Raw genomic sequence first — 24,014 nt, forward strand, 5'->3', positions numbered from 1 at the left:
GATCCCGCCAACCCAAAGATGGTTGACGGGCAGATCGGTGATCCTTGATAACACTTCAAATACCGGCAGGAACAACGTGCATTTAAGCCCTTAAAGAACGAGACCCACCAACCGGATGAGGGTTGACGGGCCACTTGGGGTGGGTGAAGCGTCGTCAAGCGCGTGCGGCGCCGAAGATAGCTAGGCATTCACCGACGAACCACCCAGAGCCGAGTCAAGGATTCCCGCACCCACGAGATAGTTGGCCAAATCATTCAAGTCCGCTTCGTCCCCGTTGGCATCATAGCCGTCCATGACGTACTCGATAACCGCATTGCCATCCTCAAGCACTTCAGCTATCACATACTCATCTTCCTCACTAAAAGCACCAATCTGGGAGCCGCGGGCCGAGGTGAAATCCTCGACGGTGCCGGCCAGCCCAACGCTTTCAGTATCGCGTATAGCATCCTTGTTCTCTGTGTACTGAGCCACGAATTCTCTGTCCGGACCATAGATGCAAGAAATCGTCGGAACCCACTGAACATCTAGGCCCAGATAGTCCGCCTGCCCGAAGAATGACGTGTCCTCATAGCACTCGTCCGAAAGGTCAATGAGCGGAGCGGGCACCGGGGCAGAAACCTCGGAGGCGCGGATCCTGTCAACCTCATCGGAGTCATATGTGCTGTTCCAATAGGCATTGTCGGAAGCACTTGCGTCTTGTGGCGCATCATCAAAATCGGCAGCAACATCTTTGAAGAAAGAAACTGCAGCAATAATAGCGACGACTGCGATGATGGCGAATACAAGAACAACCGCCAGAACGATCCACAATGCTTTCTTCGAGCTTGGCTTCTTTTCGGGCGCCTGTGGCATCGCCGGTCCGCCGGCGTGAGCACCTTGATTTTGATTGATAAAGCCAGGCGGTGCTTGGTTGTGCTGCGGGTTCTGGCCAAATCCACGGGGCTGCTGCTGCGGGCTACTGAAAGGGTTCGTCATGCCGATCAATTTAGCAGAGACCTACATCACATTACTGCCAACAGTGCAGGATGCGAGGCCCATTCCCCGCACTGGCTTTTCTATCTGGCAGCGAACCGAACTAGACTTCCTCCCGATGAATACTTTCGCCGACCTCGGCCTCCCCCGCGATGTTGTCCGCGTCCTCGACAAACAGGGCATCACGACCCCCTTCCCTATCCAAGAAGCCGCGATTCCCGACGCCCTCTCCGGCAAGGACGTCCTAGGCCGCGGCCCCACGGGCTCGGGAAAAACCTTCACGTTCGGCCTTCCCATGCTCACTCGACTTGCCGAATCCGGGGTCTCCCGACCGGCGCACCCCCGCGGTCTCGTGTTAGCACCAACGCGTGAGCTGGCAACGCAGATCCAACAACGCCTGGATGAACCCGCAGCCGCGCTGGGACTGCGTGTGTTGGCAGTTGTCGGTGGTGTCAACATCAACAACCACATTCGCTCATTGGCCCGCCCGGTTGATCTACTTGTTGCTACGCCGGGCCGCGCACTGGATCTCATCGACCAAGGCAAGCTTTTCTTCGACCAGATCACCATCACTGCGCTCGACGAGGCCGACCAGATGGCGGACATGGGCTTCCTTCCCCAGGTACGCAAACTGCTCAATCTCACCCCACCAGACGGCCAACGCTTACTCTTCTCCGCCACCCTCGACGGTGAGGTCAACAAGTTGGTTAAGCAGTTCATGCACGACCCCGTAACCCACTCCACAGCCCCCGTCGAGGCCGCCGTGGACACGATGGAGCACCACCTCATTTTCATCGGCACGCGCGAGGCACGCAACGACGTCGTCCTGCGGCTCGGTGCGCGCAAGGGCAAGACCATCATGTTCATGCGGACCAAGCACGGAGTCGACAGGCAGGCGAAGAAGCTGCGCAGAGTCGGTATTAACGCACTGCCGCTTCACGGCGATAAGGGCCAAGGTTCACGTACCAAGGCGATTGAGGGATTCGCCGACGGGAGCGTACCCGTGCTCGTCGCCACGGACATCGCCGCGCGCGGTATCGACATTGCGGATGTCTCCCTCGTCGTCCACGTAGATCCACCCGCCGAGCACAAGGCTTACCTACACCGTTCCGGCCGCACCGCCCGCGGCGGTGAGTCAGGAACCGTCGTCACACTCGTTACCGACGAGCAGCGCGACGAGGTGGCCAAGCTCATTGCAAAGGCCGGAGTGGACCACACCGACCTCGACATCAGTGACCGCGCCAACCCCGCCAGCAGCCCCGAACTTGCCCAGATGACCGGTGCGCGCAAGCCGAAGGGCGAGCCGCTCGGGCCACCGAACCAACAGCAGCCTAAGCAGGAAGCACCGGGGCACCGCCGCCGCGGCCGTAACAACCGCCGCCGTCGAGGCAGTGCTGGACAACGATGATTCTCGCGCCCAAGGATTGGCAAGCCCGGATGCGACAGCACGAGGAGGAAGCAAATGAGTTCCTCGCTCGCTATCGCCACCCAGGCTCGTATCACCCTGTCTACGACTTCCTTTTCGAGTACTACCCCGTCCGCCCCTCTCATCTGCGCCGTTGGCACCCAGGCGTAGGGGTCACCCTGGAAGGGAACGCTCCGCACAGCGAATGGCGCTACTACCGCCGCACTGCCGAGGGCATCACGATGGACACCGAGGCCTTCCTCGAACGCCGCGGCGGAACCGTGCGCTACATCCTGGAACTTCTGGAAAAGACGGCGCACAATCCCACCCAATTTGATTGTTTTGGCCTGCATGAATGGGCCATGGTGTACCACACCGATTCCCCTCGCCATGACCTGCCGCTGCGGTTGGGAGCGGAAGGGACGAACGCAGTCGTCGACAAGCACCGCATCAAGTGCACGCACTACGATGCCTTCCGTTTCTTTACTGAGCCCGCCCGCCCGCTTAACCTCACGGTGCTGACCCGTGAGGACCAACCGGACAACGACCAGGCTGGCTGCGTCCATGCGACTATGGATTTATATAAATGGGCGTGGAAATTGGGCCCGTTGGTGCCAGGTGACTTGTTCCTCGATACCTTCCGGTTGGCGGTGGCCGCGCGCACGCTCGACATGGAAGCCTCGCCATATGACTGCCGCGAGTGGGGCTTTGGGGTTGTCCCCATCGAAACGCCAGAGGGAAAGTCTGAGTATGTGCGGCGCCAACGCGCGCTTGCCGACGCCTCCGAGCCGCTCCGCGCGCGGCTTGTCTCCCAAATTAGAGCAGCGCTGAGCGCTACAATGAGAGACCATTGATGTGACCCATCGGGGCGCCCTCTACTGCCCCGAGACCCCAGCGCGGAAGGAAAACGATGGCCCGGCACTCGGATGGAAAGAATAACTATGCAATCGCACCGTGGGTCATCATCGTGGCCGTCCTCGCGGTTTTGGCGTTGGTTATCGGCGCATTCTTCCTCTTTCGCGGAGGGGAATCCGATTCGAGCGAGCCAGTAGCGGCGGATAAAACCACTGAGTCATCGGCCGTACAGAAACCAACGAGTGAAAGCACTAGCGCTACGTCTGCATCGACCACGCCCTCGAAGTCAGAACAGCCGTCCAAATCGGTATCAGCCGCGCCCAGCACTGAAAACAAGGAAGATCAAGGGGTGGCGCCGAATACGTTGTTCCTTCTTGATACCTCCGACAACCTTGCGCCGTACTTCAATGAGGTAACCGAGGGCGTGGCGGAGGCGGCGTCGGCAGTCGGCGCGGAGGGAAGCCAGGTGGCTCTCTGGAACTATTCCTCACCCATTTCAGCCACGGCCACCGTGGGCTTCCGTCAGAATGTAGCCTATGGCGACGCCGAGAACGTGGCCTTCGCAGTACAGCAATTCGGCACTGGTGGCGTTCCTCAAACTCGCAGCGCCGTGGTTGCGGCACTGGATAACGCCACGGACCAAGAGGCAGAAACGGGCAAAGACGCCCGCGTCGTGCTCGTTACTACCGGGACCCAACAAGATATGGATGACGCAAGCTTTACAGAGGCAGTCAAAGCTGCGCGCGGTCAGGGCGTTAGCTTGAGCGTGGTGCATATCGGTGAAGGTGAAAAGGACGCCGAGCTCGAAAAGCTCGCTGACTCCTACAAGACCATCTCGGACCCTTCAAATGCCCAAGAGGGCAAGAAGGCCATCGCCAACGCCGCCGGGGCACGATAACCGGGACACTTCAGGCGCATCGACGCCGCACATCAAAAAAGCCGCCGCTTCCTCTAGAGCACTGACGTGAGCTGCAGTGACTAAGAGGAGCGGCGGCGGATGGCTTCCTTAGGAGGTTTTGCGCTTGCGCCGAGCAGCCAGTTCGTCGAGGCCAAATACAACGTCGACTTCTTCGTCCTCCACAACGCGCTCGGCCGGGAAGGAAGTGATGGTTCCGGAAAGCTCCTTCAGGATGCCTGGGACAGCGATGCCAAACACGCCCTGTCCACCGGCAAGAAGGTCGATGACTTCGTCGTTCGAGCGGCACTCATAAACCGTGGTGCCGTCGGAGACGAGGGTGAGCTCAGCAAGATCATTAACTCCGCGATCCCTCAGGGATTCCACCGCGAGGCGAATATTCTGCAAAGAAATGCCGGTGTCCAAAAGGCGCTTGACAATCTTGAGAACCAGCACGTCCTTAAAGGAGTACAGGCGCTGGGAACCAGAGCCGCGAGCAGTGCGAATCGAGGGCTTCACCAGGTCCGTGCGCGCCCAGTAGTCCAACTGGCGGTAGGTAATGCCGGCTACCTGACAAGCGATGGGCACGCGGTAGCCCAGCTCCTCGTCGGGCCCGACATCAAAAAGGGATTCCTGAACGTAGTCGTTGGCTGCGAAATCTTCGAGCGGCAGTGCGCTGGACTCGGGACGGTTATTCTTACTGCTCACGTAATTACTCCAGTGATACTTGAGGGGAGTTCTATTTTTCTATTAAAGGGCACGTCAGCGACCGCGTCAAGAGTCGTCCTCCGTGAACCTCTAGTAGAACTTTAGACTTTTTGAGTCACTTTGTCATCATTAGTCACACGCGTGTCATTAAAAAATTCAGTGGTAGCACGACTAAAGCGACGCCACAGAGGGCGCCGCTTCTAATGTCTAGCTGGGATCAGGGCTTAGGGCTGAATTATGTGGAAGGGAGCTTAAACTCCCCTTTTACTCCTCTTCACCATCTTTGCCGCCGAGCAAATCTTCCTCGGAGATTCCGGAATCACGCATCATCTGCTCGAAGTCATCGTCCTCCAGCGCGCTTTGCTGGGAATGGCGCTCCTTAAACTCGCGCATGCGCTTCTCCGGGAACGTCTCCAGGGATTCTGCCTCGCGTTCTAGGCCGTAATATTCTTTAAGGTCCTCATCGCTAATGTAAATGGCTACCTCGTCGAGCACATCCTTCTCAAAATGAATGGGCAACCCATAGTGATCTGCGAGGACAAGAGCGTCGCACAAGCGGGCATCGTGCTCTTCGCCGGTACCATCCAGGAGATCAACCATGAAAACGCCCTTACGGTACTCGGACACGCAAATATGCTCGATGCCATCTAGCTGATCCGCAAAGGCGATGAGCAGTTCATACGTGCTTGGGCGCGCATTAAAGTGCCGCTCAAGTACTTGGAGGACACGCGCGCCGTCGATGGGTGAGACCCAGACCGGCACGTGCCGGTCCGCCTCCGCCCAATAGAAAAGAGCACATAGGTTATTTTCGGGGCCAACGGGGTGGATACCTAGAAATTTCAATACTTCAGTGTTCATGGAATCCACTTTTACACACATTCCTTGCACATGGTTGTCGGGCCGGTTAAGTGGCGTAGAAAAGTCGGCGCCAAACTTACGGAAATAAAAGCCCGTATGGTTTAAGGGCGGAATTCGTCACGAAGCTCGGTCTTGACCAACGTCCCGTGAAGCGACAGAACAAGGGCCGCCATCTGCTGAGAAAGCTCCTCGGCCTGTTGCGGGGCAGTATCAGACTTCGAATGCGCCACCGGCGTTGCCACCTGCGAAATCATGTCCGCCTGGCGGCGGGCAGCATTGCGCAGCGACTTCAACTGTCGCGCCTCAAACCCGAAGGATTCCAGCGCCACGGCCGCGGCCACGATGGACACGTCATCCGTATCAAAGAAGCCCGCCGGATCCGGCTTAATCAGTCCCACAGAAACCAGCTTGGCGATGTTTTCCTGCGTAGTGCCTGCTTGGTCGGCCACATCGGCGTCGGTAAGCCGAGTGACCACCGGCGCGCGCAGCTGCTCGGCGCTGATGAGGGCCTCGGCCTGGGAGGACACGATGGCGGTAACTTGCCCCGAATCCATCGCGTCTAGCTGTTCCCGAATAACCTTGAGCGGCGTATAGTGATCGCGCTGCGCGGTCAGAATATAGCGAAGACGATCAAGGTCCTTCTGGTAGTAGCGGCGGTAGCCCTTCGCGGTGCGCTCTGGAGTAATCAGCCCCTCAGATTCCAAGAAGCGAATCTTCGACACCGTCACATCCGGAAATTGCTTCTGCACGTGCTTCAGCGTTACGCCAATAGACATGGGCTTCTGCTTAGCAGGCTTGGTCTTCTTGACCACGGAAGACGCTGCTGCGGCAGCGGCGGTGGACTTCTGTGCGCTCACGATAGGACTACTACTGCTTTCTTCACGATTTCACTATGACAAAAGGGGAGCTCAGGTGGAAGCTTCCCCCGGCCTTCTCCCCTAGTTCTTTAGGACAGGCACTGCCTTATTTCGGGGCAATGAATACCAAGCGGAATTTACCAATCTGGATTTCATCGCCCACTTCGAGTACCTGAGCATTGCGCGGCTCGCGGTTCACGTAGGTTCCGTTGAGCGATCCGACATCGACTACCTCAAACTGACCGTCCTTCGCGCGGAACTCCGCGTGGCGACGAGACACGGTGACGTCATCGAGGAAGATATCAGCCTCTGGATGGCGGCCGGCGGTGGTGGTCGGCTGATCAAGCAGGAAGCGAGCGCCTGCATTGGGACCGCGCTTGACGACGAGCAGTGCCTGGCCCTCAGCCAAGTTCTCAGCGCCAGCAACGGAGGCGTCAGAACCCGCCGCGGTGCCGTTTTCCATCTCCTTGAGAAGATCTGCGCGGAAGACAGAAGTAGTTTCTGCCTGCGGTTCCGGCGTTCCGGTATTCTCGCTCATTTTTACCTCCGAAGGGTCGGATCAATGTTGACTCATTCCATATTAGCGACTCCGCCGCCCGCGCGAGTCGCCTCTCCGCAATTTACATCAACGGAAAATGTTTCCTATGCCCTTGAGCACGGAGTTTCCGCCCCCTGATAGTGGGTTATCGGAGACCATATAAGTCCACGTTGCGCTCGGGCGGGACAGGCCGTGATCCTCTAGATGGGCTCCATCTGAATCGATAAGCACGGTTTTAAAAGTATCAACGGCGTCATTAACCGCGCGCTGCGCGAGGTCTTTAAACTCGCGCACCGCGATGCGGTGGTATTCGTCGATTGGCGTCTCGCGGGCGATGGCACGTAGGTGAATAGATTCCCGCACATCATCCATCAACTCCAGGTGGTCGGCCCATGCCTGGTCGAGGTGGAAGAGCATAATCTCACGGGCCGCCCGCTCGCGCGCTTCAGCGGAGACGTCACGAAGCTCAGCGGCACGCTCCGGTGCCCGCTCAGCCAGCTCCTGCCAGGCTTGGTCGGTATCGAGCAGCCTGGCTCGCCGCTCATCAATGATGATGCGCTGATCTGCGAGCAGGTGGTTGTACTTCCAGGTCTGCGCGTGAATCTCTAGAAGCTGCCCTTCGGTCACGCGCTGACAGTGTGCAATGAAATCACGAACCCTTTTGGATTCGATGAGCCCGTCGGCATCGGGGCGGGCGGACAAGGATTCATCTTCCCCACCCTGTTTAACCACGTCATCTTCTAAAGAAACGAAGAAGACGGACTTGCCAGGATCTCCCTGGCGGCCAGCGCGCCCGCGCAACTGGTTATCCAAACGTGAGGAACGGTGCCGCGAGGTGCCGAGCACCGCCAGGCCACCCCTCTCGACGACGGCATCGCGGTCTGACTCATCAGCGCCACCCAGCTTGATATCCGTGCCGCGGCCCGCCATCTGGGTGGAAACGGTGACACGGCCGACGTCGCCAGCCTCCGCCACAATGCGCGCCTCGTCCTCGTCATTCTTCGCATTAAGGACGTTAACCTCGATCCCCCGTTCGCGTAACGCAGCGGCAAGATCTTCGGATTCGGCGACGTCGTGGGTGCCCACCAAAACTGGTTGGCCGGTGCTGTTGATCGCGACGATCTCGTTCACGATGGCCCGGGACTTCTCATCCACCGAGGCATAGATGCGATCCGCCTCATCGAAGCGCTGCAGTTCCTTGTTTCTATCGATGACCGAGACGTGGAGGGTATAGAACTGGCGCAGCTGATCGGTCGCCTCCACAGCGGTACCGGTCATCCCGCACACCAACGGGTAGCGGCGCATGAGTTCCTGGAGCGTAATGGTGTCGAGGATGCGCCCTCCTTCCGATACCTCCAAGCCTTCCTTGGCCTCCACAGCGGCCTGCAGGCCGTCGGGCCAGCGCTGCAGTTCGGCTACGCGGCCGCGGGAGGCGTCGATAAGCTGCAGCTTTCCGTCCGTGATGATGTAGTGAATGTCACGAATGAGCAGCGCCTTCGCGTGCAGCGCCAAGTTCACTTTGACTAGTACGGAGCCGATATTCTCCTCGGAGTAGAGCGAATCAATGCCCAACTCGCGCTCGACTCGCGCCGCTCCATCGTCGGTCAGCGCCACCGTGCGCCCATCCTCCGCGATGACATAGTCCTGCTCCTCACGCAGGCGCGAAACCACGTTGGTGATGTGGCCTGTGGACTCCTCACCCGGGCGGTTTCCGGCGAGGACGAGGGGAACGAGGGCTTCGTCGACAAGCACGGAGTCCGCCTCATCCACCAACGCAACATCTGCGCGCGCCTGTACCGTCTGCTCGCGGGAGGTGATCTGGTTATCCCGCAGAACGTCGAATCCCAGCTCGTTGACGGGAGCATAGATGATATCGCTCAGGTAGGCCGTGCGACGCTCCTCTGGGCCTAGCTTCTCGGTGACCGAGGCCACCGTGAGGCCGAAGAACTCCACGAGCGGGCGCATCCACTCGGCATCGCGCGCCGCTAGATAGTTATTGACCGTCACCAGGTGGACGCGTTTTCCGGTCAGCGCAAAACCAGTCGCGGCCATTGCGCCCACCAGGGTCTTTCCCTCGCCGGTGGCCATCTGGATGACGTCACCCTCAAGCAAGCGGAGAACGGCTTGGGACTGGACATTAAATGGGCGCATACCGAGCTTGCGTTCGCTGGCCACAGCCAGAGCGGCGAGGAAACGCGACTTATCCGCAATCGCGCCATCCTTCACGCATTCCCGTGCGGTGGTGGCAACGTCTGCATCCGATAAGTTGGCAATTTCTTCCACCGCGGAATCCGCAGCCGTGACGACAGCTTTCGACTTTTTATTGTTGCGCTCGGACTGCGCGCCCATTGCCTTCCAGAACCAATCGAATGCGCCCATGAGCACTCCTCCATCCTTGTGCGTCATACAGGTCTTCTATCGACTTTAGTCAACCCCGGTTCGCAGGCGTGCAGTTGCCCTTATATCCTTGTGGGCATGCAATCCGTGAACGTGTCGCTCCCCTCCAGCACCGGTACCACGATGGCCGGAACCATCGATTTCCCAGACTCCCCTCCGCAAGCCTTCGCCATCTTTGCGCACTGCTTTGCCGGCTCGCGCCATACCCCCGGCGCCGCCCGCGTGAGCAAGCAGCTGACAAACTTTGGCATCGCCACCCTACGCTTCGACTTCCCAGGCTTGGGACAGTCCGAGGGAAATTTCGCTGATACCTGTTTCAGCCAAAACGTTGCAGACATCCAGGCCGCCGCCGAGTGGCTGGCCCAGAACTACTCCGCACCGCAGCTCCTCATGGGGCACTCGCTGGGCGGCGCCGCTGCCCTCGCGGCGGCCAACGGCATTCGTTCCCTTAAGGCCGTCGCCACCATCGGCGCTCCTTTCGATCCCGCGCACTCTGTACTGCACTACGCCGACAAGATTGGCGAGGTCGACGCCAATGGCGAGGTAGAGGTCACCTTGGGCGGCCGCGCGCTAACCATTTCGCGCCTTTTCCTCGAAGACCTTGCTGAGACCAACCCGGAGGAGTACCTTCCGCGCCTACGCAAGCCCCTGATGGTGCTGCACTCCCCCATTGATCAGACCGTTGGCATCGACAATGCGCAGAACATTTTCCGCACCACGCGCTACCCCAAGTCCTTGGTCGCCTTGGATAAGGCTGATCACCTCGTCACCAAGCAAGGCGCCGCCGCACGCGCTGCGGACCTGATTGGCGCGTGGGCGGAGCAGTTCATCGTTCCGGAGAATCTTCCCGCGCCGGTCGCAGATGACTCCGCGGTGGCAATCCCTGCGGTGGGCACGAGGATGGGCGTCGTAGTACGCCACAACGACCGTTCTGTGACCGCTGACCGCACGAAGAAAAGCGGCGGCAAGGGCCAAGGTTTTACCGCTGAAGGCCTCCTCATGTCCGCACTGGCTGTGGCAAGCACCCAGGCCATCAAGGCAGCGGGCAAGGCACAGAAGATCGACGCGAAGGCTCTCGAAGCTGTGTCCGTCAACATTACCCAAGAGTCCGAATCCCGATTTACACGTACGGTGACACTTCCTGCCTCCCTTAGCGCGGACCAACAACGCGCGCTTGGCGACGCCTCCGCATCCACCACCATCGACTCCCTCCTCACCGTCGAGGTGACCACCACCGTGACAACCGCGGCACGATAGATTCACATGATTGTTCTCAACCCTCTTGATCCGGCTGCCCGCTGCCCCTGCGGATCCGGCTTGACGTTTGGCGAGTGCTGCTCGCGCTACCACGCCGGCACGCCCGCGCCCTCGGCCGAGGCGCTGATGCGCTCGCGGTTCAGTGCTTTCGTAACCGGCGACGAGGACTATTTGCTCCGTACCTGGGACCCAGAGACCCGCCCTGAGCGCCTTAACCTCGCAGATAACGGCATCCGCTTTTACCGCCTCGATATTATCGACACCGTCGCCGGCGGCCCCTTGGACGATACCGGCGTCGTTGAGTTCGAGGCCTTCTATAAGGGCGCCGCAAAGGGTTCTCAACGGGAACGCTCCTCTTTCCGCCGGCAAGACGGGCAGTGGGTATATTCCACCGGCGAGTTTTAGCTGCCGCTAAAACGAAGGGTGACCTGGGATTTGTCGAAGCGAATACCGCTGGTGTAATCTGTAGCAGTTGCACCAAATGGTGCGGCGGCGGACTATGGCGCAGTTTGGTAGCGCACTACACTGGGGGTGTAGGGGTCGCAGGTTCAAATCCTGTTAGTCCGACAGCATCCAGGCTGGTCAGAGCTTTTCTGACCAGCCTTTCTTTTTCGCCCAATTCATAGGCGGCGCTGTTTAGCGGATCTACTTCTCTTGGCTAAGGACGTAGCCCAGGGCGTCGATAAGCGTGCGGCGAGAATCCGGCGATTGTTCATTGAGAAAGGCCTGCCATTCCCCGCCTGGTGCTAATGCGGCAAGCAGCAAGCACAACTGAGCACCGGCCTCATATGGCAATCGATTACGCAGAAAGTCTTTGTCGATCTGCCCGGACTCTAGGAACGGAACAACGTCCGTGAAACGCGCTTCCTTAGTGTTGTCGAAGTACATCGGGCCAAAGTCATACCCCACCGCACGTGAGGCCATTATCCCGAGGTAGGTAGCCGTGCCTTCCACGGTTTCCATCCAGCGTTCTTGGCTGACGTAGTCAGGATCTGCAGCTAGGCGTTCCTTTTCCAGAGCGAGCAATTCTGTGGCCAGTTCCCTCAGCCGAGCTTGGTCTGCACCCGCGTCGCGGACTGCATCGAGCAGCCGCATTCTCTCGTCGAGCAGCTCCACCCCATGCGGGGAGAGCTCGCCAAAGACACGCGAGTCCAAAGCCCACCGAGCTTGACCGTAGAAGTGGAAGGATTCATGCGCGAAGAAGGTAATGAAGTGTTCTGAGGAGAATTGCTTGTCAAAATTATCCTCGCCGAATTTGAGGTAGTAGACATCGCTCCCATGGACCGTCGTGGTCTCGCCCACCGTGTTGAAGTTGCCGCCGGCAATCTTAATCGGCCACAGCCTCGGGTAGATCCGGTCCAACCGATAGACTTCGAGGCCGGCGGGGTTATCGCCCATGTCTACAGGGGCAGCGAAGGGCGAAGAGACTTCTTGGGAGGGGTTGATCAGGTAGGAATAGTGGGTCTTCCTGCTGATTAGCAGCGTGGGGTGCTCGGTCGCAGCCGCATTGAGCCAGGCCGCCGAATCTGGAGCATCCTCTACGGCAGCGGCGTATTCCGAGTACTCCTCTAAGGCGCGCCGATCAATCGGGTCCAACTCTCCCACGGATATCCCTGCGGTATTACGCGCCACGTGTACGCTGCCGGCGATGATCACGACGACGAGCAGGATTACGCCGATTTCCCACCACCGGCACGGCAACCTCCGCGAGCTCTTCATAGTTGCGGGCTGAGCTGATTTGCCCACCTACTTCACCTCCAATGGGTCGGCGGTACCGCGAACGACGTGGCGCATGAAAGAGAAATTAGTGCTTAAAGGACTATTACAGTCACGCTTCCCACTCTATAGTCCGGTGTTTACGACCTACTCATCGCCTAGAACCGCCACAGGAATGGTGCTCTTATTGCGATAAACCATCTGGTCAACACCGCTGTGTTCGTTGTGCCATCCCGACGGGAGGGTAGACGCCATCACGGGCAGCTCTGAAACGCGCACTCACGCTGCTATAAACAGCGAGCTTTGCCCCAATGCTGCGCTTGCCTACCCTTCAATCGCTCATGCAAACAGCCCCACTGCGGATGCAATGGGGCTGTTCTGTAGTGCTCTGCCTGAGATTTCTCTGCTCAGGCTGGAACTACGAGTTGGTCTTAGCGGTTAGCGCGCCACGGAATGCCTTCCTTGGGCAGGTAGCCCAGCAGGTAGAGGTAATCAATAGCGCCGAAGATGGAAACGATTAGACCGCCACCGAGAATCGCTCCAAGGAATGAGTAACCAACAGCGGAGGACATATCAGCGTCTTCGCCATCTTTACCATCTTTGCCGTCGACGCCATCGCGGCCGTTGATGCCATCCTTGCCGTCACGCCCATCGCGGCCGTCACGGCCATCCTTGCCGTCGGCGCCGTCCTTGCCGTCACGCCCATCGCGGCCGTCCTCACCGTCGCGTCCATCGCGGCCATCCTTGCCGTCGGCACCGTCCTTGCCATTACGGCCAGGCTCCCCGTCTTCACCGTTATTATCCTCATCATCGGAATCTACAGGGGCCGAGGTAGTGGAAGCAGGCTCGGATTCCTCCGTCGGATCCTCAGGTTCGGCCGCCTCGGACTCAGTAGATTCAGGCGCAGTCGACTCTGCGGACTCAGAAGCCTCATCTGATGCGGAGGGTTCACTCGACTCGGAAGGCTCAGTGGACTCGGAGGGCTTCTCGGAATCAGAAGGCTCGGCGGACTCGGAAGGCTCAGAGGACTCGGTTGTCGAGGTGGAATCCGGCGCTTCGTCGCTGACCTGCTTGCCATTGAGCATGTCCGCACACTTCTGTCCAGCCGGTGCGTTAACCTCGGCCAACGCAGAAGCCGCGGTCGAGATACCAGACAGGGTGGACTCAATTTCCTTGCGCTGAGTATCGCTCAGCTTCAAGTCCTTAGCGGCACTAGCGCCCGGGAAAAGGCCAGCAATCGTAACGGCGGCATTAAAAACCTTCAATACGGTAGCGACTCCAGTACCGAAAGCACCATCAGCAAACTTGATGAGCCCAGAGACGGTCTTCTTCGCCGCATCCGGGTTCTTCAAATCGACATCAGCATCGGAGTTCTCGATCTTTGCGATAGCCATGCCCTGCGCACGTGCGAGGTCCCACGTGACATCCTTGTCTTTCTCGCCTTCACGGACCATTTCAGCGATCCGCTCCCACGAGCTTGCGCCAATCTTCTTGATGAAGTCCGACGGGACGAGATCGCCGACAACAGGAATAACTTCCCATACGGTCTGCAGCAGCTTGTTGCCGCCATCATAGAATGCACGAGCTAGGTCGAGCTTGCGCTCAAGAATCTCGCCTTCCTTACCAGGAGCATCAGAAATCTCACAGACCAGCTTGCCGTCCTTCTCGACGACCTTGATCGAAGCGTCAGCCGTCGATGCTTCAGTGCTCTTCAGCTCATCAAGCGTCGTCGGTTTGCTGTTTTCCGCGTCATAAAAGCTGATGTCGTTGTTGCGAGAGTCGCGGTCAAGCTCTTCAATCGCGTTATCACCAGCGTTGTCTTCATCAACCAGGTTGCCGTCTTCGTCGAAGGCAGTGCCGTTGACATCAAGAGTGCCAGTGCCATTCTCCTCATGAACGAAGGAAGATTCTGCCGGTTCCTCTACCGCAATTGCCTGAGGAGCAACGATAACGGAGGAAAAGGTAGCCACTGCCGCTACAGTGGCGACAATGCGAGAGCGAGTAGGGCGCATAGTTAGTCTTTCTTAAACTGAAGTGAAAACCCGCTTAGCCTTATAAGGCTTGCGATTAAGGTTCGGACGTGGCCACCATACAACCTGCAGAGTATATTTTCTACACTTGAGCAACTACTTGCTACCCCCATTCAGAGACACCGGCCATCGACATCTTTGCAGTTCACGCCGTAAACATTAGTCGCTCCAGACCGATTTCTACCCCCTTCACGCAATGAATGCGCCCAGCCAAAGCCCACGTCCACACCACCCCGACAAGGTGCAGCCACCCTCAGATATTGACAAAAGAATCCCCACTTTCACTCTAAGAAAGTGGGGAGGAATATGATGCGAATCACTCTCAGTTGAGCATCCCGCACGCTCATTTCACTGAACTAGCCTGCCATGCCATTGAGGCTTCGCATGATGCCGCCGAGTTCGATATCCATATACTGAGTCAGAATTTCAAAAATAAAATCGGAATTATACCCACGCAATGGCCCGTTGGTGCTCAGCATGGCAAGACCGTGGGCGCCAGCCCACACTGAAATCACTAATGTAAAAAGAACCCATGGAGTGCGCGGCCCGTCCACCTCATCGATAGCCTCGCGCACGAGAGACATAATGAACCCAAAGGCTCGGCCGAACTCGCTGAAATCACGTTGAAGCTCGACCGCTTTATTCGCGTTTGGCAGGAAGTCATCCTCAAACGACATGGGCACGATCGGGCCGGATGCGATCTTAATGAGCGCCTCAAATCCTTGCGGGTCATGCAAAGCATGCGAGACATATCCATAGCCCGTAGCTTTAATCTTCGACACTGCGCTAGCGTCCTGCGGCAACGCGGCTACCTGACGGTAAATGAACTCATAGTTGATTTTGTCCAAATAGCGCTCCAAGAAACTCGCCAGCTCTTGGTCGCTTTCAATAAGGTGTTCAGCCTCTTGGACGCTAAGTCCTGCTCGTTTTGCGGCGCCACCGATATGCAAGCCAGTCACGCCGTGGTCTAGAGCCTCCTCAACGGCACCTCGGAGCAGAGCTCTCCGCTGCTCTTCTTCAGTCCCCCGCGGAAAGTTTTCTGCACTGATTAGGAGTGTTTCAGGCTGCTCCCCTGCCAGGCCGCAAGGTTCGGCGCGCTTGATACGCTCGCCCCTAAAAAAGGGATAAAGACCAACGCTCAGCGTATCCATAACAGCACTAAAGGTTTGCTTTTTCGCCGCTGGCGAGAGGTAGCGCAGAATCCCTTCGGCTGCAAGCTGTGTAACGCCGTGTAGGTGGGAGAATATCGACAGAGCAGAGAGCAGCGTCCCATAGGCATCGAGCTCCGTGCCGCCGGATTCTTTAATAGCGTCTTTAGTCAGGTCAAAAAGAATACGCATAATGGGGCAGGTGTCAGCCTCTCCATCACGGCTAGCAAAGTCCTCAGCCGTCAATCCCGTGCGGGGAGAAGCGTAGACAGCAGTAAAAGCCGCAAAAGAGGATGGGTCCTCGACCGCAAAAGAAAAGTAGGACAGCGCGGTCGCACGAAGCTTATCTACCGCGGTCGCATTCTCGGGCAATTCTTGTAGGTGCAAATCAATAGTTGACGTCAGCGCATCATTGAGAGAGTGCTTAGTTGCCTCGACGAGTTCCGCTTCGGAAGCAAAAAGTGCCTGAGCTTCCGCAAGAGGCACATCAACCTGGTCAGCAACCTCCCGAAGGCGCACTTCATCGATGCCCACCTTAGCAATGACCCGGCCAGCTTGCTCAATCAGAAGCTGCTTAAAGGGCTGGCTACTTTGTTCCACACCTACTGAAGTATTCACAGTGTTCAGCCTACCTAGGAAATGACCGATTTTACATTCATAAACACAACATAGGAGGATTTAAAGGTTTCTCTCAGATTCCTTTTCTCTATCAACTCGCCCATATTATGTCCCAGCCGAAGCCAACATATACATTGCTACAAAACTTATACAGTCCTGCCCACATCGTGGACAGGACTTATAGAGCGCGCCTAGCGTGGCATTTCAGAGGCAGTGGGCTCTTATTCCTGCAACGTCAGGTTCCCAGGCACACTGCTTCCGCACTCAATCTTTAGGACTTAAGCGCCCTCGTTACCGATACGATCATCGAGCTGGTCGCGAGCAGAGTCAATCTTGTCGGCCTTATCTTCGCCGAGCTTACCCTTAGCAAGATCAGCGCCCTTGTCCAGTGCGCTGTCCGAAACCTGCTCGCCCTTATCGGAGTTCAGCGCGTCCTTTGCCTTGTCAAAAATACCCATTCCTACAATCCTTTCGTTACTTCTACTCTTTCTAAGCGTGCTAGCTACCAACGTGTCGATACGCCTGCGGCTACAACCGATCAGTAGGCGTGAACCCCATCGATCGGCTCCGCACACTACGAACAAGTGCACTATCGACCGCTGCATTCACGTTGCGAGCCATCACGAGACTCCACCGTACCGACGGTCCAGAGTCTTCGCCACACGAGTTATTAATCACCCTAGTTATGAGACGTACCGTTCCCACACAAAGCAGCACTCTAAGAATTCTTAGGGTCGGCGCATCCGTTTACCCCCTCCACCTACCCCTTTTCGTTCAACAACTTGCTAAAAGCAGGCGCGCTTTCGTTGGCATTGCTGTGCACTCTAGGACACACTTCTTTGGCTGCGCTCCGCGCTCAGTTCTTTGCGCAATAATTAACGCACATGCCCTCGTCCGTAGATCAATCGCCAAAGTACAAGCCTGCCCACAATGCCTTCTCCTCATTCTGAGCCAACTCCCCGACCCGCTACACAACCTGATTCTTCGACGCCCTCTCGTGGGTTAGAAATACCCACAAACGATGACTCAGCCTTTGGCTTAGTGTGGCCCGGAAAGAATGCTGCCGCTGCGCTTGCTGCCTCTCAAGCTGCGGGGAGATACACGTTGATAAGCGGCTCGGATTCCACCACCAATTCAGTCACCGTCGCCGATAATCTATCCGCGCTCAAGAGCTTTGTTGCCCGCGGTATGAAGGCCGACGTCATCTATATCGACCCGCCGTATAACACCGGCAAAGATTTTGTTTATCGCGACAACTTCCGCCAACGGCGAGAAATGCGCTCAGAGCACTTTGGTCAATGGCATGCCGAATGGCTTTCTATGATGCTTCCACGACTGATCCTTGCGCGTGAAGTACTCGCAGACACAGGATTCATCGTGGTTTCGATCGGCGAATCAGAGTGTGCCCATGTACGCCTACTCCTCAACGAGGTATTCGGTGAGGATTGCTTTGCAAGCCAGCTCATTTGGAAAAAAGGCGGTACTGGAAAGAATGATTCAAAATATGCCGTCCAAGAGCACGAATATGTCCTTTGCTACGCCAAATCTCCGGAAAACTCCGGATTCAATGTTGATCTAGGGGCACAGACATCGACCCGCTACAACCATCGCGATGAGAAGGGTAACTATTCCCTCGTTCGCCTAGATTCCAAGACCTTGGGTTATCTGCCAAGTCTCGACTTTCCCATCATCGGTCCGAAAGGTGATAAATACTGGCCTCATCAACCCGACGGGAAGTCGAAGGTGGCGCGCTGGCGTTGGGGGCGGGACAAAGTTGATAAGCACTATGACGACCTGGTTTTCAGACGCGGCTTTGTCTACACCAAAAACTATGAAAAGAAGGGTGCGCGCCCACGCTCCATACTGGACGGGGAACGATTCGGCGTAACCCGTACAGGCCGTCGTGACGCTGAAGAGGCACTCGGTGTTAAAGGCGTATTCGATTTTCCCAAACCAGTGCGGCTTATCAAGCACCTCATCGCAATCGCCGGCGGCCCCAACGCGGTAGTCCTCGACTTTTTTGCTGGCTCTGGCACCACCGCGCAGGCCGTCGTCGAGCTCAATCGCGAGGATGGCGGCCAACGCTCCTTTCACCTCGTACAGATTCCGGCCCCCACGGAAACCACCAGTGCCGCGCACCAAGCTGGGTATAAAACGGTGGCAGATATCTGCTTAGCGCGGGTTCGCTCCCTCGGCATCCCCTTTAATCACTACACGCTCAGCGAGTAGTCCACGAAGGAATCAGTCCTAGGCCACTCCGTGTTCCTCGGTGTCTGCAGGCCGGCCGGGGATACCGAAGAAGTCTAGTACCGCGTCGGTAGCGAAACCTTTACCCACCTCAGTTTTCGTAGCGTTGTTTCCACCAGGCCACACGTGGGATCCGCCTTCGATGCGAATGTGCTGCAGCGGTGCTTGGCAGGCAATCCATGTCTCTCTGGTAGCACCGTTTGTGAGACGTACAGACTCGACGTCGCCACGACACTTGTTACGACGCTGATGCTGCCCAAGCACTTCTGCGACCGAAGCATAAGCAGTCTCGTGCCGCACGCCGCCTTCATAGTTGACAACGGGGTCTTTTGTACCGTGAATATCCAAACGGCCAACAGGTTTTTCTGAGCAATCCGTATGGATGCCTTCGTAATAAGCCGCCGATACAGTAGCTACCGAGCGAAACGTCCCCGGCATACGGCAGGCTAAGAATGCCGCGAATCCTCCTCCATTGGACAGGCCCGCAGCGAAAATAGCGTTATCGTCTACCTCATAAGTCGCGCGCAGGCTGTCCACGATTGCTCGCACGAATTCTAGGTCTTCTTCCGCGCTGGTAGCAGCATAAGGCGCCGGAGCCCACGCCGCATTTTCCCCTGCAGGGTAGGCGACTATGGCGTCAGCCGCATCAAACTGGCTGTATTGCTCCATGTTTTCCGGAGAATCTGTATAACCGTGGAAGGACAACAGGACCGGCCAGGATCGATCTGCAGTGTAGTTTTCGGGCACGTGGAGGAGAAAACTTCGTCCAGAGGCCAACTTCATTTTTTTCGTGTGCCCGGGGTCGGGGCCAACGAGCATAGGGGCGACGGGGAAACCGAGGTCACTTCTCCACTCTGCTGTTGATGGAGAAGTCGTCGTGTCTTCTTCAGGCGAGCTGCACGAGACCAGCGCCATGACGCAAGCTGCGGTTGACATGATCCCAGCCAGCGTGCGCGAACACCGCAGCCATGCTGCGGAATCTTCACTCATCATTTGCCTCGCCACGCTCGCCCTCGGGAAAATATCCTCGTCCACCTTAAAACATCCCACCGACATCCACGAACCTGCAGCACCGCGGTAGATTTAGGAGCATCATGAGCCCAACTCCTTCCGAATCAACTGATTCCCCCAGCGCCTCATCCCCTTTCCCGGTTCCCGAGCATTACCCCAGCTATCGCCCGGCTTCGGGGAAAGAGGCACCGAGCTTCAGCACAGTTCAGCAGCGTCTTCGTTCTGCCCAATCATTCAGCCACGGTGCTGACGCCTATCATGACGTGCGTCCTGGTTACCCGCAGGAGGTATCACGGCTCATTGCCTCCGCGCGGACTGTCCTCGATGTTGGCGCAGGCACCGGAAAGCTCACTGAATCACTAAACAACCCCGTTGTCTACGCCAGCGATCCATCCCCTGACATGACCCGAGTCCTAAACCGCCTCGGGGTGCCGTGCTGGCGTGCAACTGCCGAAAACACTGCGCTTGCCGACGCCTCCCTCGACGCCCTCACCTGCGCGCAGACCTGGCATTGGGTTGACGTCCAACGAGCCTGTGCAGAATTTGACCGGGTTCTCCGCCCCAACGGAAAAGTCCTCTTGGTGTGGAACACTCTGGACGTCAATGCGGACCCGTGGGTCCTGCGTCTTTCCCGCATCATGCATTCCGGAGATGTCCACCGTCCCGGTTTCTATCCCGCTTTTTGTGAACCATGGACGCTTCGCCAAGAGCTCCGCTTGACGTGGGAACACGAGCTGAGCCCCGAAGGCCTTCATGCTCTTATGCATACTCGCTCATATTGGCTTCGCAATGGCCAAAAGATCCATGAACGCATGACACATAACCTCAACTGGTACCTCTTCGAACACATGGGCTTTCGCCCCGGCCAAGTCCTTCGCATTCCTTATCGGACGGATGCGTTCTTATTGGCCCGCGCTGGCGAGTAGCCAGCCCGCCCCAACCATGACAACTGTCACGTCTAATTGGTGACACCACGTCTACGCTGCACATATCTGCCCACCATAGCGTGAAGATATGAACACAACACGCACTCTCCTACCAGTCATTGACGTCAATGGCGTCAGCAAGGTTTTTAATGCGGCCTCGCCCAATCCTGTACAAGCGCTTCACGACGTCTCCCTTTCCATTCATCGGGGCGAAATCGTTGGCCTGCTGGGAACGAACGGCGCCGGAAAAACGACGCTTATTGATCTCATCCTGGGCCTGACAACACCGACTTCCGGCACTATCCAGGTGCTCGGAGAAAGCCCACAGACCGCTATTAAAAGCGGACGCATAGGAGCCGTCATGCAATCCGGCGGCCTTCTTCCTAACATCACCGTCAAGGAAACCCTCGAGCTCCTCGGCGCGGCCTTCCCATCTCACCGTGCGTTTGACGACATCATCGAGCGCGCAAATCTAGGAGATATCCTGTCGCGCCGCGTGAGCAAATGCTCCGGTGGTGAGCAACAACGCCTCCGCTTCGGACTGGCCCTCTTAGGAGATCCGGAAGTGCTGCTTCTCGACGAGCCAACTACTGGCATGGACGCCGGTGCCCGACATCACTTCTGGGAAACTATGCGCGAAGAGGCAGATGCCGGCCGAACCATCGTGCTCACCACCCATTACCTTGAAGAAGCCGAGACCTTTGCCCAGCGCATCATCATGCTCAACAAGGGCCACATTCAAGCCGATGGCTCGACAGAAGAGATCCGCAACTCCAACTCCACCCGTGTCATCCGGGCCGCCTTTCCCGGCGAGGTGCCACATGCGCTTACGGCCAACCTACTTCCCGGAGTTATCCACCAAGAGCAAACAGACACGGGGCTGGTCATCACTGCTCGAGACTCTGATGCGGTGGCACGCTACCTGCTTAACGAAACCACTGCTCGCGACATCACTATCACAGGACACAGTTTGGAGGATTCCTTCCTCGAGCTCTACAACGCTACATCCAGTAACACCACGCGATAAGGAGATTTCACATGAGCCCCCACACCGCTGCGCACCCCACTCTTCGCACCACCCTGAACTACGCTGCCCACGACCTAAAGCGGCTACGTCGCGACCTGCCCACGCTCTTTTTCAGCGTTGGTCTTCCAATCATCTTCTATATTCTCTTCGGCGCCATGCAAGAATACGGCCAAGTCGAGTTTAACGGCGGAAATGTTGCTGCCATGGTGATGATCGGCATGGCTCTCTATGCCGGTGCTACAGGTGCTGTTGGCGCCGCCGGCTCCATGGTTGCAGAAAACCGTGCAGGATGGGGCCGACAATTGGCGCTCACTCCCCTACGCTCTTCCCAGCTAGGGATTTCCAATTTCCTCAATATCGCGGTCCGCGCAATCTTACCGATCGCCGCTGTCTTCTTTACCGGTGCACTCACCGCAGCAAGCATGCAACCGACCCAGTGGGCATTAGCATTTCTTGCTACCGTCGCCTGCGCTATCCCCTTCGGCTTCTACGGCATGGCCTGTGCCATGCTCTTTCCCTCAGAAAACACCGTCTCTATCACAACATCCACTATCGTCATTCTCGCCTTCGCCGGAAATGTCTTCATGCCGCTAAAGGAATCGCTACTCGCGGTCGGACGATTCACTCCGATGTACGGCGCACAGGCTCTTTCTCGTGGGCCTTTGTCTGAAGGCGCCCAAATGATCAATAGCGAGCAGCTCTTTATTGAAGACCCGCTATGGTACGCATGGGTTAATATCGCTGTATGGACAATGGTTTTCGTCGGGTTGTGTCTGATTCTTCACAAGCGCGACAAGAACCGAGCATGATGAGTAGCTTCAAGGTTCGCAATGCCGCTTTCGCAGCTATTTGGTTGATCTTTCTCCTGCTTGTCCTTCTCCAAGTTTTGTTCCTTCCCACTTATACGCCTGCTCAGCGGACCTGGGCTGTGGCCATCACTGTGTTTTTCTGTGTGGCCTACTTTCTCTCCTTTGGTTCTGTCGACTTCTTTCCGCGCGGCTGGACCTTGGGTCAACGCGTAACCCTTCGGTGGGTTATCCTCGCGCTACTCGCCCTAGCATCTATTCCGGGATATGGTGCCTGGGCTGTCGCCTTCGTCCCATATCTCGGAGCGCTCGTAGCCTATACACAACCGTTCAGGACTGCCGCGACGGTTATTATGCTCACCGGCATACTTGCTGGTATCCCCGCATGGATTTACGAAAATCCTCGCTTCATGGACCTTGCGATCATCCTCTTCGGCTGGCCGCTTCTCATCTTGGTCCTCGGAGCATTGTCCCAGAGAGAGGACACTGAGATAGCTCTTCGCCATGATTTAGATCTGGCGCATCAACGCGAGGATATTGCCTCTGATATCCATGACCTTCTCGGCCACTCGCTTACTGCTATCAACCTCAAATCCGAAGTAGCCCGTCGGCTAATCGAACACGACCCCGCCAAGGCAGCTGCCGAGCTCGAGGAGATTAGCGCCCTGTCAAGGATGTCACTCGCCGAAGTCCGCTCGACTGTTACCCGCATGAAGAACCCTACCTTTGCCGGCGAGATCCACGCCGCGCGCCGGATCCTCGAAACCGCCGGAATACAAACTCACCTTCCGGATACCCTCACGCGCCCCCAGTCTCATGAAGATCTGTTCTCCTGGGCGTTGCGGGAGCTTAGCACCAACGTCGTGCGACATTCTGGGGCTACTGAATGCTGGGTACTACTCACGGAGAACTCCCTCAAGGTTACGGACAACGGCTGTGGCTTCACAGAAGACGCTACGCGTGCACTTGCTTCCGGTCTCACGGGCCTCGCAGGTCTTCGCCGCCGGGCAGAAGCCGCCGGCGGTGAGGTCACAATCGAGCGCGCCGGCGGTTTGACCACAGTCCGCGTGACGCTCAAAGGACCTGATACGCAGGAGGTTAAGCAGTTTTGACGAACGCCATCCGGGTGCTCATTGCTGAGGACCAGTCTCTAGTTCGCGGCGCGCTTACCGCGCTCCTTAATACCGAGCCGGACATTGAAGTCGTTGCAGGCTGTGGCTCTGGGACTAAGGTCGCGGAGCTCGTCGCTAAGCACAGCGTTGACGTGGCTTTACTCGACATTGAGATGCCTGGTATGAACGGCATCGATGCTGCCAAGAGTATCGCCAGCACCGACTGCCGGAGCCTTATCGTCACCACATTTGGACGGTCCGGTTACGTCAAACGCGCTCTCGAAGCAGGTATAGATGGCTTTCTCGTCAAAGACACCCCTCCCGATGAACTCGCTGATGCCATCCGCCGTGTCCATTCGGGTTTGCGCGTTATCGATCCGCAGCTTGCTCAGGACATTCTCTTCGCCCCCGACAACCCACTGAGCGAACGAGAAATCGAGGTATGCCGCCTGTTAGTCCGTGGACTCGGCTCCGCTGATATCGCTTCGCAACTTCACCTCAGCGGCGGGACCGTGCGCAACCACGTCTCCGCCATCATGGCGAAGACGCGGGCTGGAAATCGCTTCGAGGCTGCTCGGCGGGCCGAAGCAAACGGGTGGATTTGAGGCCTCTTCGTGGTTCCGCCTTCAGC

The 24,014-nt window shown here is 57.4% G+C and carries 23 protein-coding genes and 1 tRNA gene; 13 read left to right on the top strand and 11 right to left on the bottom strand.

What is annotated here, in order from left to right:
- Positions 1–180: 180 nt before the first annotated feature.
- Complete coding sequence (locus HMPREF2792_RS07690; RefSeq protein ID WP_232748497.1) at positions 181–975, bottom strand: hypothetical protein; 795 nt, start codon at positions 973–975, stop codon at positions 181–183.
- A gap of 115 nt (positions 976–1,090) precedes the next feature.
- Here HMPREF2792_RS07690 and HMPREF2792_RS07695 point away from each other — a divergent pair, with 115 nt between their 5' ends.
- From HMPREF2792_RS07695 to HMPREF2792_RS07705, 3 genes are read left to right on the top strand one after another with little or no spacing between them, the layout of a single operon-like run.
- Positions 1,091–2,380, top strand: coding sequence for a DEAD/DEAH box helicase (locus HMPREF2792_RS07695; protein ID WP_070532578.1), 1,290 nt, complete (start codon positions 1,091–1,093; stop codon positions 2,378–2,380).
- The gene (locus HMPREF2792_RS07700; protein WP_070532497.1) at positions 2,377–3,231 is read left to right on the top strand and encodes a 3-methyladenine DNA glycosylase; all 855 of its coding nucleotides are present in this window, start codon (positions 2,377–2,379) and stop codon (positions 3,229–3,231) included. Before HMPREF2792_RS07695 ends, HMPREF2792_RS07700 begins: the two co-directional genes overlap by 4 nt.
- A gap of 56 nt (positions 3,232–3,287) precedes the next feature.
- Positions 3,288–4,130: a vWA domain-containing protein gene (locus HMPREF2792_RS07705; protein ID WP_070532500.1), complete on the top strand. Its 843-nt coding sequence runs from the start codon at positions 3,288–3,290 to the stop codon at positions 4,128–4,130.
- Between the two features lie 108 nt (positions 4,131–4,238).
- Here HMPREF2792_RS07705 and HMPREF2792_RS07710 read toward each other — a convergent pair whose 3' ends face one another.
- The 5 genes from HMPREF2792_RS07710 to secA2 all read right to left on the bottom strand — a co-directional run bounded on the left by HMPREF2792_RS07710 (position 4,239) and on the right by secA2 (position 9,467).
- The gene (locus HMPREF2792_RS07710; RefSeq protein ID WP_154762730.1) at positions 4,239–4,799 is read right to left on the bottom strand and encodes a MerR family transcriptional regulator; all 561 of its coding nucleotides are present in this window, start codon (positions 4,797–4,799) and stop codon (positions 4,239–4,241) included.
- 300 nt (positions 4,800–5,099) lie between these two features.
- On the bottom strand, positions 5,100–5,693 hold the full coding sequence (locus tag HMPREF2792_RS07715) for a bifunctional nuclease family protein (protein WP_070524859.1): 594 nt from the start codon (positions 5,691–5,693) through the stop codon (positions 5,100–5,102).
- Between the two features lie 101 nt (positions 5,694–5,794).
- Entirely contained in the window at positions 5,795–6,550 is a 756-nt protein-coding gene (locus HMPREF2792_RS07720; protein WP_070524832.1) for a transcriptional regulator FtsR, read from the bottom strand.
- 106 nt (positions 6,551–6,656) lie between these two features.
- On the bottom strand, positions 6,657–7,088 hold the full coding sequence (gene odhI / locus HMPREF2792_RS07725; protein ID WP_010186533.1) for an oxoglutarate dehydrogenase inhibitor Odhl: 432 nt from the start codon (positions 7,086–7,088) through the stop codon (positions 6,657–6,659).
- A gap of 87 nt (positions 7,089–7,175) precedes the next feature.
- Positions 7,176–9,467, bottom strand: a complete 2,292-nt coding sequence (gene secA2 / locus HMPREF2792_RS07730; protein ID WP_070532581.1) for an accessory Sec system translocase SecA2 — start codon at positions 9,465–9,467, stop codon at positions 7,176–7,178.
- 96 nt (positions 9,468–9,563) lie between these two features.
- Between secA2 and HMPREF2792_RS07735 the strand changes: the two genes are divergently transcribed.
- The 3 genes from HMPREF2792_RS07735 (at position 9,564) to HMPREF2792_RS07745 (ending at position 11,309) form a co-directional block, all read left to right on the top strand.
- Positions 9,564–10,742, top strand: a complete 1,179-nt coding sequence (locus HMPREF2792_RS07735; protein ID WP_198530312.1) for a bifunctional alpha/beta hydrolase/OsmC family protein — start codon at positions 9,564–9,566, stop codon at positions 10,740–10,742.
- A 6-nt stretch (positions 10,743–10,748) separates the two neighbouring features.
- Complete coding sequence (locus HMPREF2792_RS07740) at positions 10,749–11,147, top strand: YchJ family protein (protein ID WP_070532508.1); 399 nt, start codon at positions 10,749–10,751, stop codon at positions 11,145–11,147.
- An 88-nt stretch (positions 11,148–11,235) separates the two neighbouring features.
- A tRNA-Pro gene (locus HMPREF2792_RS07745) sits at positions 11,236–11,309 on the top strand.
- A 78-nt stretch (positions 11,310–11,387) separates the two neighbouring features.
- On the opposite strand, the gene HMPREF2792_RS07750 is transcribed toward HMPREF2792_RS07745, so the two are convergent.
- The 4 genes from HMPREF2792_RS07750 to HMPREF2792_RS07765 all read right to left on the bottom strand — a co-directional run bounded on the left by HMPREF2792_RS07750 (position 11,388) and on the right by HMPREF2792_RS07765 (position 16,712).
- A complete protein-coding gene (locus tag HMPREF2792_RS07750; protein ID WP_158011587.1) occupies positions 11,388–12,488 on the bottom strand; it encodes a hypothetical protein in 1,101 nt (366 codons plus the stop codon).
- A gap of 401 nt (positions 12,489–12,889) precedes the next feature.
- Positions 12,890–14,470, bottom strand: a complete 1,581-nt coding sequence (locus HMPREF2792_RS07755) for a hypothetical protein (protein WP_070532511.1) — start codon at positions 14,468–14,470, stop codon at positions 12,890–12,892.
- Positions 14,471–14,844: 374 nt separating this feature from the next.
- Positions 14,845–16,254, bottom strand: coding sequence for a TetR/AcrR family transcriptional regulator (locus tag HMPREF2792_RS07760; RefSeq protein ID WP_070532514.1), 1,410 nt, complete (start codon positions 16,252–16,254; stop codon positions 14,845–14,847).
- A gap of 278 nt (positions 16,255–16,532) precedes the next feature.
- Positions 16,533–16,712: an antitoxin gene (locus HMPREF2792_RS07765; protein WP_070524820.1), complete on the bottom strand. Its 180-nt coding sequence runs from the start codon at positions 16,710–16,712 to the stop codon at positions 16,533–16,535.
- A gap of 472 nt (positions 16,713–17,184) precedes the next feature.
- Between HMPREF2792_RS07765 and HMPREF2792_RS07770 the strand changes: the two genes are divergently transcribed.
- Positions 17,185–18,483, top strand: coding sequence for a site-specific DNA-methyltransferase (locus tag HMPREF2792_RS07770; protein WP_083306408.1), 1,299 nt, complete (start codon positions 17,185–17,187; stop codon positions 18,481–18,483).
- A gap of 18 nt (positions 18,484–18,501) precedes the next feature.
- Here HMPREF2792_RS07770 and HMPREF2792_RS07775 read toward each other — a convergent pair whose 3' ends face one another.
- Positions 18,502–19,284 (bottom strand): CE1 family esterase, encoded by a 783-nt coding sequence (locus tag HMPREF2792_RS07775; RefSeq protein ID WP_232748499.1) that lies wholly within the window; start codon positions 19,282–19,284, stop codon positions 18,502–18,504.
- 94 nt (positions 19,285–19,378) lie between these two features.
- Between HMPREF2792_RS07775 and HMPREF2792_RS13300 the strand changes: the two genes are divergently transcribed.
- The 6 genes from HMPREF2792_RS13300 (at position 19,379) to HMPREF2792_RS07800 (ending at position 23,988) form a co-directional block, all read left to right on the top strand.
- Positions 19,379–19,582, top strand: coding sequence for a hypothetical protein (locus tag HMPREF2792_RS13300; protein WP_232748500.1), 204 nt, complete (start codon positions 19,379–19,381; stop codon positions 19,580–19,582).
- Positions 19,583–19,595: 13 nt separating this feature from the next.
- The gene (locus tag HMPREF2792_RS12655) at positions 19,596–20,438 is read left to right on the top strand and encodes a class I SAM-dependent methyltransferase (RefSeq protein ID WP_083306409.1); all 843 of its coding nucleotides are present in this window, start codon (positions 19,596–19,598) and stop codon (positions 20,436–20,438) included.
- 88 nt (positions 20,439–20,526) lie between these two features.
- Positions 20,527–21,465 (top strand): ABC transporter ATP-binding protein, encoded by a 939-nt coding sequence (locus HMPREF2792_RS07785; RefSeq protein WP_070532520.1) that lies wholly within the window; start codon positions 20,527–20,529, stop codon positions 21,463–21,465.
- Between the two features lie 11 nt (positions 21,466–21,476).
- Positions 21,477–22,274 (top strand): ABC transporter permease, encoded by a 798-nt coding sequence (locus HMPREF2792_RS07790; RefSeq protein WP_070532523.1) that lies wholly within the window; start codon positions 21,477–21,479, stop codon positions 22,272–22,274.
- Between the two features lie 407 nt (positions 22,275–22,681).
- Entirely contained in the window at positions 22,682–23,383 is a 702-nt protein-coding gene (locus HMPREF2792_RS13305; protein WP_232748501.1) for a sensor histidine kinase, read from the top strand.
- The gene (locus HMPREF2792_RS07800) at positions 23,380–23,988 is read left to right on the top strand and encodes a response regulator transcription factor (protein WP_070532530.1); all 609 of its coding nucleotides are present in this window, start codon (positions 23,380–23,382) and stop codon (positions 23,986–23,988) included. Before HMPREF2792_RS13305 ends, HMPREF2792_RS07800 begins: the two co-directional genes overlap by 4 nt.
- The last annotated feature ends 26 nt before the right edge of the window (positions 23,989–24,014 follow it).

Source organism: Corynebacterium sp. HMSC068H04, from assembly GCF_001811255.1.
Taxonomy (GTDB): Bacteria; Actinomycetota; Actinomycetes; order Mycobacteriales; family Mycobacteriaceae; genus Corynebacterium; species Corynebacterium hesseae.

What these genes read in the sequence shown, in the direction of transcription:
- HMPREF2792_RS07695 (WP_070532578.1), top strand. Translation starts at nt 1,091, where the DNA reads ATGAATACTTTCGCCGACCTCGGCCTCCCCCGCGATGTTGTCCGCGTC.
- HMPREF2792_RS07765 (WP_070524820.1), bottom strand. Translation starts at nt 16,712, where the DNA reads ATGGGTATTTTTGACAAGGCAAAGGACGCGCTGAACTCCGATAAGGGC.
- HMPREF2792_RS07775 (WP_232748499.1), bottom strand. Translation starts at nt 19,284, where the DNA reads ATGAAGTTGGCCTCTGGACGAAGTTTTCTCCTCCACGTGCCCGAAAAC.
- HMPREF2792_RS07740 (WP_070532508.1), top strand. Translation starts at nt 10,749, where the DNA reads ATGATTGTTCTCAACCCTCTTGATCCGGCTGCCCGCTGCCCCTGCGGA.
- HMPREF2792_RS07690 (WP_232748497.1), bottom strand. Translation starts at nt 975, where the DNA reads ATGACGAACCCTTTCAGTAGCCCGCAGCAGCAGCCCCGTGGATTTGGC.
- HMPREF2792_RS07700 (WP_070532497.1), top strand. Translation starts at nt 2,377, where the DNA reads ATGATTCTCGCGCCCAAGGATTGGCAAGCCCGGATGCGACAGCACGAG.
- HMPREF2792_RS07715 (WP_070524859.1), bottom strand. Translation starts at nt 5,693, where the DNA reads ATGAACACTGAAGTATTGAAATTTCTAGGTATCCACCCCGTTGGCCCC.
- HMPREF2792_RS07785 (WP_070532520.1), top strand. Translation starts at nt 20,527, where the DNA reads ATGAACACAACACGCACTCTCCTACCAGTCATTGACGTCAATGGCGTC.
- HMPREF2792_RS07790 (WP_070532523.1), top strand. Translation starts at nt 21,477, where the DNA reads ATGAGCCCCCACACCGCTGCGCACCCCACTCTTCGCACCACCCTGAAC.
- HMPREF2792_RS13305 (WP_232748501.1), top strand. Translation starts at nt 22,682, where the DNA reads ATGGACCTTGCGATCATCCTCTTCGGCTGGCCGCTTCTCATCTTGGTC.
- HMPREF2792_RS07705 (WP_070532500.1), top strand. Translation starts at nt 3,288, where the DNA reads ATGGCCCGGCACTCGGATGGAAAGAATAACTATGCAATCGCACCGTGG.
- secA2 (WP_070532581.1), bottom strand. Translation starts at nt 9,467, where the DNA reads ATGGGCGCATTCGATTGGTTCTGGAAGGCAATGGGCGCGCAGTCCGAG.
- HMPREF2792_RS07755 (WP_070532511.1), bottom strand. Translation starts at nt 14,470, where the DNA reads ATGCGCCCTACTCGCTCTCGCATTGTCGCCACTGTAGCGGCAGTGGCT.
- HMPREF2792_RS12655 (WP_083306409.1), top strand. Translation starts at nt 19,596, where the DNA reads ATGAGCCCAACTCCTTCCGAATCAACTGATTCCCCCAGCGCCTCATCC.
- odhI (WP_010186533.1), bottom strand. Translation starts at nt 7,088, where the DNA reads ATGAGCGAGAATACCGGAACGCCGGAACCGCAGGCAGAAACTACTTCT.
- HMPREF2792_RS07770 (WP_083306408.1), top strand. Translation starts at nt 17,185, where the DNA reads ATGCCTTCTCCTCATTCTGAGCCAACTCCCCGACCCGCTACACAACCT.
- HMPREF2792_RS07735 (WP_198530312.1), top strand. Translation starts at nt 9,564, where the DNA reads ATGCAATCCGTGAACGTGTCGCTCCCCTCCAGCACCGGTACCACGATG.